At 30.5% G+C, this 12,519-nt stretch carries 12 protein-coding genes; all 12 read right to left on the bottom strand.

The window, feature by feature from the left end:
* Window positions 1-58: 58 nt before the first annotated feature.
* Complete coding sequence (locus P161_RS0103940; RefSeq protein ID WP_026775759.1) at window positions 59-598, bottom strand: hypothetical protein; 540 nt, start codon at window positions 596-598, stop codon at window positions 59-61.
* Window positions 599-1,317: 719 nt separating this feature from the next.
* Entirely contained in the window at window positions 1,318-1,974 is a 657-nt protein-coding gene (locus P161_RS0103935) for a hypothetical protein (RefSeq protein ID WP_026775726.1), read from the bottom strand.
* Between the two features lie 156 nt (window positions 1,975-2,130).
* On the bottom strand, window positions 2,131-2,751 hold the full coding sequence (locus P161_RS0103930; protein WP_026775758.1) for a hypothetical protein: 621 nt from the start codon (window positions 2,749-2,751) through the stop codon (window positions 2,131-2,133).
* Between the two features lie 231 nt (window positions 2,752-2,982).
* Entirely contained in the window at window positions 2,983-3,762 is a 780-nt protein-coding gene (locus tag P161_RS0103925) for a hypothetical protein (protein WP_026775757.1), read from the bottom strand.
* Window positions 3,763-3,913: 151 nt separating this feature from the next.
* Complete coding sequence (locus tag P161_RS19665) at window positions 3,914-4,369, bottom strand: hypothetical protein (protein WP_197026324.1); 456 nt, start codon at window positions 4,367-4,369, stop codon at window positions 3,914-3,916.
* Window positions 4,370-5,083: 714 nt separating this feature from the next.
* On the bottom strand, window positions 5,084-5,377 hold the full coding sequence (locus P161_RS0103910) for a hypothetical protein (RefSeq protein ID WP_026775756.1): 294 nt from the start codon (window positions 5,375-5,377) through the stop codon (window positions 5,084-5,086).
* On the bottom strand, window positions 5,367-7,511 hold the full coding sequence (locus P161_RS0103905) for a hypothetical protein (RefSeq protein WP_026775755.1): 2,145 nt from the start codon (window positions 7,509-7,511) through the stop codon (window positions 5,367-5,369). Before P161_RS0103905 ends, P161_RS0103910 begins: the two co-directional genes overlap by 11 nt.
* A gap of 296 nt (window positions 7,512-7,807) precedes the next feature.
* Window positions 7,808-9,541, bottom strand: coding sequence for a mercury(II) reductase (gene merA, locus P161_RS0103900; protein ID WP_051437537.1), 1,734 nt, complete (start codon window positions 9,539-9,541; stop codon window positions 7,808-7,810).
* A 52-nt stretch (window positions 9,542-9,593) separates the two neighbouring features.
* Window positions 9,594-10,202 carry an organomercurial lyase gene (gene merB, locus P161_RS0103895; RefSeq protein ID WP_026775753.1) on the bottom strand — a complete coding sequence of 203 codons (609 nt, stop codon included), beginning with the start codon at window positions 10,200-10,202 and terminating at the stop codon, window positions 9,594-9,596.
* A gap of 11 nt (window positions 10,203-10,213) precedes the next feature.
* A complete protein-coding gene (merTP, locus tag P161_RS0103890; protein ID WP_009780795.1) occupies window positions 10,214-10,810 on the bottom strand; it encodes a mercuric transport protein MerTP in 597 nt (198 codons plus the stop codon).
* An 11-nt stretch (window positions 10,811-10,821) separates the two neighbouring features.
* Window positions 10,822-11,193, bottom strand: a complete 372-nt coding sequence (locus P161_RS0103885) for a metalloregulator ArsR/SmtB family transcription factor (RefSeq protein WP_009780794.1) — start codon at window positions 11,191-11,193, stop codon at window positions 10,822-10,824.
* Window positions 11,194-11,493: 300 nt separating this feature from the next.
* Window positions 11,494-12,519, bottom strand: a complete 1,026-nt coding sequence (locus P161_RS0103875) for a PD-(D/E)XK nuclease family protein (RefSeq protein ID WP_026775752.1) — start codon at window positions 12,517-12,519, stop codon at window positions 11,494-11,496.

Genomic DNA, 12,519 nt, shown 5'->3' with positions numbered 1-12,519 from the left:
GGCTAGAACTAGCAATAAATTATATACGGTGTTGTACAACGTTATTTTGTTTTCATTTTTAAATTCCGCTTAATATAATTCCGCTAATTATGAAAATCAGCGAAGAAATCAGAAACGCTTTTTTTGATTTATAAATATCCGAAATTAAATTCCAACAATACAGATATATAAAAGTCGGAATCATAAAACCTAAAACCGGAAAATCCTTTTCGATTGTCAATTCAATACTTGTAAAAAACCAAAACAATCTTAATAGAAATATAAGTGTTCCAAAGAAAATCCAAATCGGATTAATTTGAGCCATTCTTAATTTCAGAGTTTTCCTTCTGTTATTTGCAAATGGTTTGCTCATCCATAAATAAGTTGTAAAACAAAAAGAAAATCCAAAAGAAGCAAATCCAATTAAAATATGATAATAAAGAGGAATTTCATATTCCAAACTCCATTGGTCAATAGACATTCCTAAATTACACACTCTTAAAGTCAGACGAAATAGAGAATTTAGAATTATGCTAAATCCAATTCCGATTAGAATTCCGCTATAAAATCGGAACTTTCCAACTTCGTTTATTGAGAATTCAGGTTTGAGGTTTTTCAATTCAGCGTAAAGTTTGTGTTAATGTTGTACAACGAGTACCTATATGAAATGTAGCGTTTTTAAAGCTATTATTTTATAGATATTCTATTAGTTCTTAAAAATACTTTAATTTTTTTAATAATAACTAAAGTAGCTATTTTTTATATGGGTTGTTGTGTTTAGTATTTTCCATAATCCATCATATAAATAGTTTCGAGGATCTTCTAAAAGATATCATCACTGACAACCTTTCCAAAAATTCACCTGAAAATACGGAGTCTCGAAGACGCTACAATAGAACGCTTTTCAATGCAGTTTTTCACTTAAATATGTTTTATATGCGTTTTATATGGAACGTCTTTAAGTGAAAGAATTATCAAGTCTCGCTCAAAGAGAAGTCACGTAATACTTGACTTTGTCAATTATTTTCAGTATCTTCAAACTGTATAACGTTTTAACGTTTTGAGAGTGAACTCTCAACGATTTCAATCGTAAAGTTTGAGATCTAAAATATTTCAAAGTTATACCGTAAAACTTCTCACTAGATACGCTTGAAAATTCGAGAAAGTGTATTGAAAATTCCGAAAGTCTATCGATATTAAATACAACGTGTTTGTATATGGTTTGTTGCGTGGTTTAGCACGTAATTTAGCAAATAAAAACCGAATAGAAAATCCGCGAGGATTTTCGTAAGTAGGCTAGAACTAGCAATAAATTATATACGGTGTTGTAGGTAGTTTTTATTCAAATTCTTTGTTTTCGTATAGTTCAATATACTTTTTCGGGTCAAATTTTGATTTGTATTCAGGTTTGATTGTCCTTTTATCAAATTTAAATTCAACCAATTCTGATAAAAATGCAGAAAGTCCTCCCCAACCTCCATTTTGGTCAAACCCTTTAAAAGTCACTTTCATAATTCGGTTTTTGAAATAAATCAAATAGTATTTTCCAATGTTATTGTTTTGAGGGTCAATGTACATTACATAATCTCCTTTTTTATAGAAAATATGGTTCGTAGCAGGTAAAGATTCATAACCGCTTAAATATGATTCACTTTTTTCAGTCCAATATTTATAAATAGAATCAGCAAATCTTTTTCTGATTAAACCATCTTTATCAATTCCGATTTCAATTAGATAATTTGCTCTTGCTTTTTCAAATTTCCCCTCAACCATATTGCATTCAACCTGTACATTAATTTCACTATTAAGTTTGAATCTTTCAACCGCTATTTCTTCATTAAAGAAAGTCGAAGTAGAGTCCGTTGTTTTTTCTATCTTATTAATCTTTAGAGAAATTCCATCAAGAATTTTAAATTCCTTGTTTTCGGAATTCTCTTTTTCTTGAGAATATCCAAAAAAACTTGTTAGAAATATCAATATTAAAATTTTCCTCATAGTTTTTCTTAAATTACCTACAACGTGTTTGTATATGGTTTGTTGCGTGGTTTAAGCACTAAATTTAGCAAATAAAAACCGAATAGAAAATCCGCGAGGATTTTCGTAAGTAGGCTAGAACTAGCAATAAATTATATACGGTGTTCTACGCAGTTTTTATTTCGTAAATATTTCAATAACTCCGTTTTTTGATAAAGAACCAAAATACTCAATATTATGAGGTTTTCTATAATCAGCGATATAATCAACTTTATTTATTTTTAATTCACTTATTTTAGATAAAACTTCACTTTGGCTTGCAAAAAATGGTTTATTATTTAAAATAACCAAAGGACAATATTCACAAGATGTTCCTGCTATTTTAATTTCTTTATCGTATTTGCTGTAAGTTTTTATAATTCGGTTTAGAATTTCTGATTTATATTCACGTGTTTGTTTGATTAATTTAGTTTGTATTTGAGGAATTAAGTCACAATTCTTATTCCACCAAGTATTTTCAGTTGGTTTTTCAAGGAAACTTATCATTCGGATATCTCGCTTGTCATATTTCATTAAAACAGAATCAATCACTTTTTTCTCGTAAGGAACTCCGTCCAAAATATACAAGTCACATAATTTTAAATTTTCTAAATTATAGTCAAAACGCCATTCTGCCATTTTTAAAATTTCATCACTAGAATAAGTGGATTTAGGTTTTCGTAGGGAATTACTGGTCGCACAAGAAATTACCGTAAAAAGGCTTAAAAAAATTATAAATATTTTTTCAGTTGATTTCATATTCCGTTTTAAATTTTAACCGAAACTAATTTTAAATCCGATAAATTAAAAATCAGATTTAGTAAACAAGCGATATCAATGAGTGTAGTCTCTATTTTTCTTGATTTGGTCAAATTGCGTAGAACGTTGATGTGTATGATTAGTTGCGTGTTTTAAGCACGAAATTTAGTAAATAAAACACAAACCAAGAAAATCCGCGAGGATTTTCGTAGGTAGGCGAGAACCAAGCAATTAATTATACACGGTGTTACCTAACGTTATTTTTTCTACCCAATTTTGTTCAAATACCTCCTTTATTGAATCTTTATTTCGGTTTGGATAAATTTGAGGATAAATATGTTTAAAACTAAATCGTTTTTGTTTATTCGTTTTATATTCTTGAAAGTTTCCTTTTTCGGTTTGACTGTATAAAATAAATTCTGTTGTGTCAATCATTTGTTCATTTCTACCATAAAAAGTCTTACTTAAAAAATCAATTTTCGAATCTTGGTTAAAGTCGTATAATTCAAATTCAGTTCCAGTTCTAAATCTACCAAAATAACTTTCAGATTTGGTCTTTAAGTCAAAAATTAACTGATAATTCACGCTACAACCAAGTCCTGTGCAAGGTTCATTAGTCAGCACAAAACCAATTAGAGAATCAGATTCGTAAAGTTTGATTTGCATAACATTATTTGCAAAATTTACACTATCAACACTTTTTCCCCAATTGTTATTCAATGTAACTTTATCAGACGTATTTATTTTAGTTCCATTAATTATAATCTCAAGTGCGTTATTTTTTTCAGACCAACTTATGTCATTTTCTAAAAGTTTGATTGCAAACTTTTTATTATTGTAAAATGGGTTATTAAAAACAAGTGTTGGTTCATTCTTTTTAGATTCAAGATATTCAGAAATTATAACTCCATATTCAATTTTTTTCGTGTTTATTTCAGATTTAGCTTTCTGTTTTTTTGAACAACTAAAAATTAAAAATATTACAAATGTTAATTTTATTACGGATTTCATTTAATGTTAGGTAACGTTGTTTTGTATGGAAAGTTGCGGTTTTGTGAACGAGGAATTTCCAGCGGAAATTCAGAAGTTTGCAAAAGAGCAACAAGTTTTAAATTATGCTAAATATAGCAATTTTTTATACAAGGTGTTGGCAGTAGTAATTTTATTTTATGGTTATATATTCAGATAATTTTATTCCTTTATTCAATTCAGCAAAGTATGAATCTTTAATTTCAGAGATTTTTATAATTTCATTAATTGGATAGTTTTTCGTTTTAATGAGCTTTCCGTATTTTATTCCAAACAAATAAATAGAAGCAACCGTTTCTCCACTTCTTGCGTTTTCATAATTATCTTTTAGGATTTTTCCTAAACTTTTTAATTCTAGTTCGTCATTTTCAAAAACGACTTCTTTCCTCAACTTAATTCCTTTATTCAATTCCGCAACATAGGATTCGTTCAAACCAGATTCATCTATTATAGCTTTTGAAGAATATTTATTCTTTCTGATTATTTCTCCATATTTTATTCCGAATAAATGTATTTGTACAACTTTTTCTCCGTTATATGCATTCGTATAATTCTGACTTAATATTTTTGATAATTCTTTAATTTCCATTTTTAATGTTATTTTTCTGGTTGTTTAGTTTTATTACTGCCAACGTTGTTTTGTATGGAAAGTTGCGATTTTGTGAACGAGGAATTTCCGCAGGAAATTCAGAAGTTACAAAAGAGCGACTAGTTTTAAATTACGCTAAATACAGCAATTTTTTATACAAGGTGTTGTAAAAAGCGTGTTTTATTGTTGAATTTTTAATTTCCATTTTCAGCATTTTTCCATTTTTATAAATTTACTAAATAATTTTCTAATTTCTGACTTTTAGAGAAAATTCCAACAAAGAAAATAAATTCCTTTTTTAGCTAAATTCCGCAAACTATGTTTTTCTAACAAGAGAAAATTCTCACGTTTTTAAATTCAGTAACTTTTGCAATTCCCGCAAAAAAAAGATTAGCGAGAGACTGTTCCACAATGTAAAAAAAACAAATTTTTCGGATTACTATTTTTTTAAAAAAGAACTTTTGAAAACGGAATTTTTCCGTTTATTTTTCTGTTTTTTGAGAAATCTAAACTTTAAAAGCAAAAATTCAATTTAGAAGAACTAAGTTTTTCGGTTAACTTTTCCGCCAGTTTTTTACAACGTGTTTGTGTATGGTTAGTTGCGTGATTTAAGCACTAAAGTTAGCAAATAAATCACAGATAGAAAGTCCGCGAGGACTTTCGTAAGTAGGCTATAACTAGCAATGAATTATACACGGTGTTGTGCCCAGTATTTTATTCATTTTCAGTTAGTTCGTATTCTTCTAATTCAGTATGAATAGCTTTGATTTCACTATTTAACTGAGTTAAATACTCAACACAAATATTATTATATAAATCTGAACTTTCATCTTCCAATTCAAATTCAAACAATCCTTTTTTTAATTCTTTTAAAATTAAATTAAATGCTGATTTTACATTGTTTGGGTTGTCATCGGTTAAATTAATTTGAATTGGATTATCTCCAATATCAAGAACCAAATAGGTATGAGGTTCTTCTCTTTTAATAGTTGCTTTTTTAGTTTCCATATATTTTTCCTCTTTCTCCAAAGGCTGATTTTCCTCCTTCTAAAGTTTTCATACTAATTTCTTTCCAATCAAGACTTGGCCTTGAACCATAAATACAATTTAATGAGTTCGAAAATGGATTACCTGTTAGAGTAAATCCTTTTCCCTTTTCTTGAAGTCTATAAATTGAATTATAAGGTAATGTTCTAACTGCAATATTTGCATCGTGTGTTGCTATTATAACTTTTTTTGCAAGAAGTGCCTTTTCTTTTATTAGAGGTACTATTACATCATTAATGTAATCATTACCTAGACTTTTTTCTGGTTCATCAATTAAATAGATGTCCTTATCATCAGCTAATTCCTTATGCAACAGAATCATTGATGATTCACCATTGGAAGGACTGTAAATCGTCCCATTCAGCGTGAAATGCTTGTATTTTAATAATAAATCGCTAAGTGAATTAATTGTATTAATATTTTCTATCTCGTTTAATTCTGTAATCTTTAAGAATAACTCATTTGAATGAATATATTTTGAAATAGAAATAATCGCATTGGCAAATTCCTTTTGAGGTGTTTTGTAGACATTTTTTACTGCGGTATAATCTCCATTTGAAAATGAACCATTTTGAAATATTAAATTTGTCTTACAGAATAATTCTCCCTTTTCTCCAAGACTACCAGCGTATTCTTCAATCGGATTTATTGATTGGTTTATTAATTTAATAATCTTTTTGGATGCCCTTTCTATTTTAATACGATTTCTAGAGTATTCTAAGAAACCTGTTTTTGTTGGCTTTGGTGGTTGATTAGTTTTTTTTGCAATTTCATTATTGAAACAAGAGATAATTCCATTTAGTAGTTTAATACTTTTGTTTTCTATAAAATTTTGTTCGGTACTTACTTTAAGTTGTACCAGTATTTTTTCAAGTACATTTCCAAGTTCCGTTATTAATTCAACATCAACATATTTAGAGATATCTGAATTTTCATCGATATAATCGTTAAACGTCTTAAAGTTGTCTAGAATATCTGTTATTTCTTCAAGTATTCTCTCAGACTGAGCTTCATCTGCTTGAGTAATATTTTTTATTTTTAGTTTTTGTGAAATTTTATTTGTCTCTTGAAACGAAAAATGTGAGTCATATTTGTTTAATGTAGTGACTTTTTCTTCAGTAACTTCTTTGAGAAACTTTATTTCATCAGAACATTCGTCAAATCCAAAATCAGACGCATCACAATTGAATGAATTACCTTTAATATCAAAGACAGAGTTTAAATGATTGTCATTTGACTTATAAACAGAAGTTTTATGTCCTTTGCTGTTGTAATGTTTAGAAAGGGATTCTAAAATATCCGTTTTACCAGTTCCTTTACTTCCAAAAAGAATATTGATGTCAGAGTAAACATCTAACACTATTTTCTCAAAAGGGTCACTATTAAAAGGAAATAGTTCAATACTTTCTTTAGATTTTTTATCTAAAATAGTACTTATTGTGGCTTCATCTTTTTCTAGTAAAAGACAGAATTGTTCGAAACTCTCAACAGGAAGTCTAAGTTCAGGTAAATTTTGTGATTGTTCTATGTAATTGTCCCAGTTTTGTACATCTGAACCATAAATAGAATTATGGCCGTGACTTATGTATATTCCGGCTGATATTGAGTTTGTTGCTTCTTTTAAAATTCGTTTGGGATTTGAAACTAAATCAATTAGCATTTCAATTTCCTTATCGCCTAAATTTGGTTTTTTTACGAAGTAGTGAGCAATGTAAATACAATCTAAAGAATCAAATTTTTCTACTGTTTCTTCTAATGAAATTGTAAAAGTATCTGGATTTTTTCCATCTAATATTTCACTTACGGCTTTATTAAAGTCTTGGTAGTTTTTCGGATTACAGATAACTATTAAATGAGACCTTTTTTCATTTTCAAAAACATCTAGTTCAATTCCTGGCCATATTTGACAGTGACTTTCAACACCATCTCTAAACTCCTCATATTGTTGAGTATCGAAATGATTATGGTTGGTAATTGCCAAAATATTTACATCAGTATCGCTCAGTATTTCGACAAACCTATCTTTTTCTATGTTCCTTGTCGGTGCATCACCTGACTTTACTTTTCTTGTATGTACGTGAATGTCAATTTTCATTTCGAGGTTTTTCTCATATTGGGCACAACGGTCTTGTATATGAAAAGTAGCAGATTTGTATGTGCAATTTTTCAGTTGAAAACAAAGATAGCAGAAAAGAACCAAACTTTTAGTTTAGCTCTTAACTGCTATTTTTTATATACGTTGTTACCCACTGGCTTTATTCCGTTCTGCTTTTCAATTCCGATATTTTCTTAAATGTTCGGATTGAGCGTTGGCAAGACATACTCTTTTGCAATTTTTGATGGCGTGGTGGCTTTGAGCGAATTGCAAATGTGTATGGCTTTTAGTAGGGATTAACTTGCACAACAACTCAATTTAGAAACATCTTTTCCAAAAGTAATTGCTGCTAATTTGATTCCTTCTCCAAGTGTCAAATATGGATAAAAACTTTCAGCCAAATCTTTTACTGTAATTCCAAATTTAATAGCCATACTTAATTGTTGGATGAGTTCACCACCTTCTGGTGCTATTACTCTTGCTCCAATTAATTTATCCGTTTCCGTATTACGAATCAACTTTATAAATCCTCTGGTATCTTGTGCAGCTAAAGCTCTTGGTACATGTGTTAGATCTAATTTTGATACTTCAAAAGGAATGCCTCTTGATTCAGCTTCAATTTCATCCATACCTGCTCCCGCAATTTGAGGGTCTGTAAATACTACCCAAGGTAATGATGCATAATCTACACTTTGTTTTGATAATGAAAATGCATTATTAACGGCTGTACTGCCTTCGGTTGCTGCTGTATACACAAATGGCGGTGTATTAGTGACATCACCAGCTGCATAAATATTGGAAATATTAGTTTCCATTTTTTCATTAACCACAATATGCCCTCTTTCTGATAATTTTAGGTCTATTTTTTTTAGACCTAATTTAGACGTGTTTGGCGTGGTTCCTGTCGCGACAACAATATGTCCTTTTTCAACAATTTGTGTTGTAGAACCATCAGGACAGTTACAATGAATAATAGTATTGTTGCCCTCTTTTTCAAATTTAAAGGCTCTAAAATTTGGAAGAATTTCAATGCCTTCACTTTTCATTTGTTCAACTAAAACACCAGTAATGTCTTCGGTTTGACTTCGTAAAGGTCTATCTGTAAATTCAATGATGCGCACTTTTACACCTAAACGATTATAGGCCATTGCTATTTCCAACCCTATGTAACCTGCGCCCATAATGGTTAGGCTTTCTGGTTTTTCTTCTAAATCGAACAAAGACACATTAGTTAAATACCCAACTTCATTTAATCCTTCGATATTAGGTATGTTGGTGGTTGCTCCCGTGGCTATTATAATATTGGTTGCAGTGAACTTGTCTTTTCCATCTACAAGAATGGTTTTAGTATCCACAAACTCTGCCCATCCCTTGAGCATGGTCAAGCCTTTAAAATCACTGACCACATCCATATATTTTTGTTGTTGTAATGCAGCAACTAAAGCTTTTTTATCCTTGATAACTTGTGCGAAATCAATGTCAACGCCTTTTGGTTTTATTCCTGCAAAATTAGAATGTGTAGCGTGGTAAGCTGTTTCGGCAGCTCGAATTAGATTTTTAGAAGGTACACAACCTACATTAACACAAGTGCCACCAAAATCTAAACCACCATTTACCATAAGCGTGGTAAGCCCTAAACTTTCGGCTTTTATGGCTGCTGAAAATGCAGCAGAACCACCTCCAATTACGATTAAATCGAATTGATTTTTTCCTTTGTTGGACGCTTTATCTGTCGTGCTATCCGAAATTGAATCACAACAATCCTCTTTTTCATTGCCTTTAACAACCGTATACTTACCAATGCTATTTACAGCGTTAATCAATTCCTCTTTATTCAACTTGGCAGTATCAAAAGTAAATTCTCCTTTACCAGTTTCGTGGTTCACAGAACTGATTAGAATACCATCTTTTTTATTGATATCCTTTTCGATATGTAATGAACAGCCACTACAGGTCATTCCTTCTATCTGTAATGAAACAGTTTCTGTTTTTTGAGATAACTCGTTTTTCTTTTTAAATAAATTCTTCATATTAAAAATGATTTGTTTTTATGTGGTGCTTAATAAATATAGGTGATTATTTTTAACAACATTTTAAGCCAATTTTATTCGATTCAAATAAATCTTCCATGGTTAATATCTTGCCATTTACATTGCTGTCAAGCCATTGTTTTGCGGTTTGTTCGCTTGCAAAAAAAAAGACGTGATTGCAAAAGGAACCTCTGATATTGCAAGAGTCCATTTTTTCAATCAAAGAGAGAAATATTGGATATGGATTAGATGATATCAAATGATCGCATTCAATATTCAACTCAATTATAGAATTGTCAATTGGGTCTTGAGATATAATTTGGGACGAAACATCCAGCCATTCGGTAAACAATATAGCGTCTAATGCACACCAAGTATAAAGTGTTTTGCCTTGCACTATAAACTTGTGGTTGGTAGGTGTAATCGACAAACCAGAAAAGGCTGTAATTTGGTTATTTTCATTTAGCTCTCCTAATAATTCCAACAGTGAATCAGCTTTCTCTTTAGTTGCATCGATAAGTGCATAAAATGTTGTTTTTGGCAGTGGATTGCCTTTAAGTAATTCCCTTTGGACATTCACGATAAAATTATTATCATCAAGTTGAATTTCAGATAACATGGTGTTTAATTGTTTGCCCAAATATTGCTTTGCTGTTTTCATAAGATTTATTTTTATTTATTAATAACTTTATAACCCGTTGAATTTATAGCTTTTTCTATATCTTCTTTAGATGTTTTTGTATTGTCAAACTCCACTTCGGCATTAGCTTTCTCATAAGAAGCAGCTACATTAACAATACCTTCTAATTCGTTAACAGCGTGCTTAACGTGTTCTTCACAAGAAGCGCAAGTCATACCTTTTACATCAAAATTTACAGTTTGAATGTCTGATTGATTTACGACAATAACCTCTTTTTTGTTATCTGGATAAAATATATGAGAATAATAAGGAAAGCTAATTGAAATAGCTGCAAACAATGTAATGCCTATTAAAAAGCCTTTGGTTTGATACCATTTTGGTTTTGCATCAACTTCGCAACAGTCATCGGCTTTTTTGGGTTTTAAGTAAGCATACCAAGCATAGCCAATAGCTATTACAGCTAAACCTATTAAATAGGGTCTAAAAGGTTCCATCCAAGATAGTGCAGATGCACTTCCTCCAACGCCAGCTATTAATGCTATAACAGGTGGTATGCAACAAGATGATGCTGCTACAGCAGCAAATAAACCTGTGTATGCTGCATTTTTTGATGTTTTTTCTGTTTTCATTTCTTTATAAATTATGCTGTTTTTCTAATTAATTCGATAGATTTAAAAATGCTAATAAATATCTCTGTTTCATCTTTATTTAATGAATAATAAAGTGTTTGACCATCTCGTCTTGAATTGATTATTCCTGCATCTTTGATTTTACGTATATGTTGTGAGATCGCAGGAACACTCATTTTTAGTATATCAGCTAAATCACAAGGACATAGTTCATTTTCTAAATTCAATAAATAAAGAATTCTCAATCTTACATCGCTTCCTGCAATTGATAAAAGTTTTGTCATTTTTTGAAAACTCCCTTCCATATTATCCAATGCCTCCATACAGTTTTGTAACTGCTTATGGTTGGCTTCCGCTCTTGTACAGGTTATTTCTAATTTCATTTGTGTATATATTTTTATTAAAGTTATTTGCTTTGTCGTACAAACATATAATTAATTACGTATATAAGCAAATACTTAAATACATAATTACGAATTTTGGGAAAGTTTTAGCTCTTTTGGTTTTTAGAGCGTTGGATTTATGTGTTGGGAAAAACCGAAAGTGCTAAAATATGCGGCTGGTTTTCAGCTTGTGGGTAACGGTTTGTGTATGGTTAGTGGCGGATTTTGAAACACTTAACTTTCGGTTTAGAACTTAGTTTGTTAAATGCTAAAACCTTGAATTACAGCATTAAACCGCCATTAACTATACACTTTGTTATGTGCTTTTATTTCTTTTTCCGTTTCGTTTATCAGTTTCATTATGTTCTTTAAATTGTCAACTGTTGCTTGAATATTTAAAAGTCCATTTTCGTTTGTTAATCGATATTCAGAGTTCAGTTTAGCAACTCCCATATATGCTCCTAAACGACCAAATTGAGAAATTTCAACATTTAATTCTTTCGCTTTCTTGTATAAATGTCTGCGGTAAAAGTCTCTGATTTCTCTACGCTCGTTTTCTTTGTAAGCGTAAAGTTTAAATACAAATTTGTCTTGTTCTAATTGCAGATAATATTCAAATTCTTTTCCGTCAATTTTCGAGTAATTCCAATTCCACCAAAAACCTAAAAACCCGCCTGCGGCATTTGAAACATATTCCCAATTTCCGCCAATGTGTTTTTGAAGTTCAGAATAGAAGCCTTGCCAAGAATACCAATACCATTCGTTTAATGGTTTAGTTAAATAACTATTGATTTTCTTATTTAGGTTGTCAAGGTTTTTGTGATAATCAACAATAATGTCATTTTGCATTGACTTTTCTGTTGAGTTCACATAATGCTCAAGTATTGAAAGCATTTTGCTCCTTTGAAAAATCAAAAAACCTGCATTTTTAATGTCCGAGTATTTTCCTTGCTCTTCCATTTTGAAGTAAACAAGTTTTATCTCAATTTCAGACTTTTCGTAGTGATTTTTAGCGATTTCGGAATATCGGTTTAGTTGGTCAGAGTGTTCTTTCGTTCCTTTTTTGTCTTCTATTACAAGGAAATATTGATTATTCACTAAAGCCCAAACATCAATGTTGTTCCATTGTCTACCTGCTTCAACCGTTTCAATCTTATAAGAATTGTCTTTTCCTAAAAGCTCTTGAACAAACGAAATAGCACAAGCATTTAAAGAACTATCAATTTCTCGATAGTCTTTATCTGCCCATTGGATTAGCCAAGTTAAAAATGCGTCTTGCGAAAGCTCCGAAGTCGCATAGTCAAAAAGATTTGGTCGTTTTTTCAT

It is taken from the genome of Polaribacter sp. Hel_I_88 (assembly GCF_000687935.1).
Classification (GTDB): Bacteria; Bacteroidota; Bacteroidia; order Flavobacteriales; family Flavobacteriaceae; genus Polaribacter.
The sequence above is the reverse complement of the archived record's forward strand: the minus strand, read 5'-3'. Positions and strand labels throughout refer to the sequence as shown.

What these genes read in the sequence shown, in the direction of transcription:
- P161_RS0103935 (WP_026775726.1), bottom strand. Translation starts at nt 1,974, where the DNA reads ATGAGGAAAATTTTAATATTGATATTTCTAACAAGTTTTTTTGGATAT.
- P161_RS0103930 (WP_026775758.1), bottom strand. Translation starts at nt 2,751, where the DNA reads ATGAAATCAACTGAAAAAATATTTATAATTTTTTTAAGCCTTTTTACG.
- P161_RS0103925 (WP_026775757.1), bottom strand. Translation starts at nt 3,762, where the DNA reads ATGAAATCCGTAATAAAATTAACATTTGTAATATTTTTAATTTTTAGT.
- P161_RS19665 (WP_197026324.1), bottom strand. Translation starts at nt 4,369, where the DNA reads ATGGAAATTAAAGAATTATCAAAAATATTAAGTCAGAATTATACGAAT.
- P161_RS0103910 (WP_026775756.1), bottom strand. Translation starts at nt 5,377, where the DNA reads ATGGAAACTAAAAAAGCAACTATTAAAAGAGAAGAACCTCATACCTAT.
- P161_RS0103905 (WP_026775755.1), bottom strand. Translation starts at nt 7,511, where the DNA reads ATGAAAATTGACATTCACGTACATACAAGAAAAGTAAAGTCAGGTGAT.
- merA (WP_051437537.1), bottom strand. Translation starts at nt 9,541, where the DNA reads ATGAAGAATTTATTTAAAAAGAAAAACGAGTTATCTCAAAAAACAGAA.
- merB (WP_026775753.1), bottom strand. Translation starts at nt 10,202, where the DNA reads ATGAAAACAGCAAAGCAATATTTGGGCAAACAATTAAACACCATGTTA.
- merTP (WP_009780795.1), bottom strand. Translation starts at nt 10,810, where the DNA reads ATGAAAACAGAAAAAACATCAAAAAATGCAGCATACACAGGTTTATTT.
- P161_RS0103885 (WP_009780794.1), bottom strand. Translation starts at nt 11,193, where the DNA reads ATGAAATTAGAAATAACCTGTACAAGAGCGGAAGCCAACCATAAGCAG.
- P161_RS0103875 (WP_026775752.1), bottom strand. Translation starts at nt 12,519, where the DNA reads ATGAAAAAACGACCAAATCTTTTTGACTATGCGACTTCGGAGCTTTCG.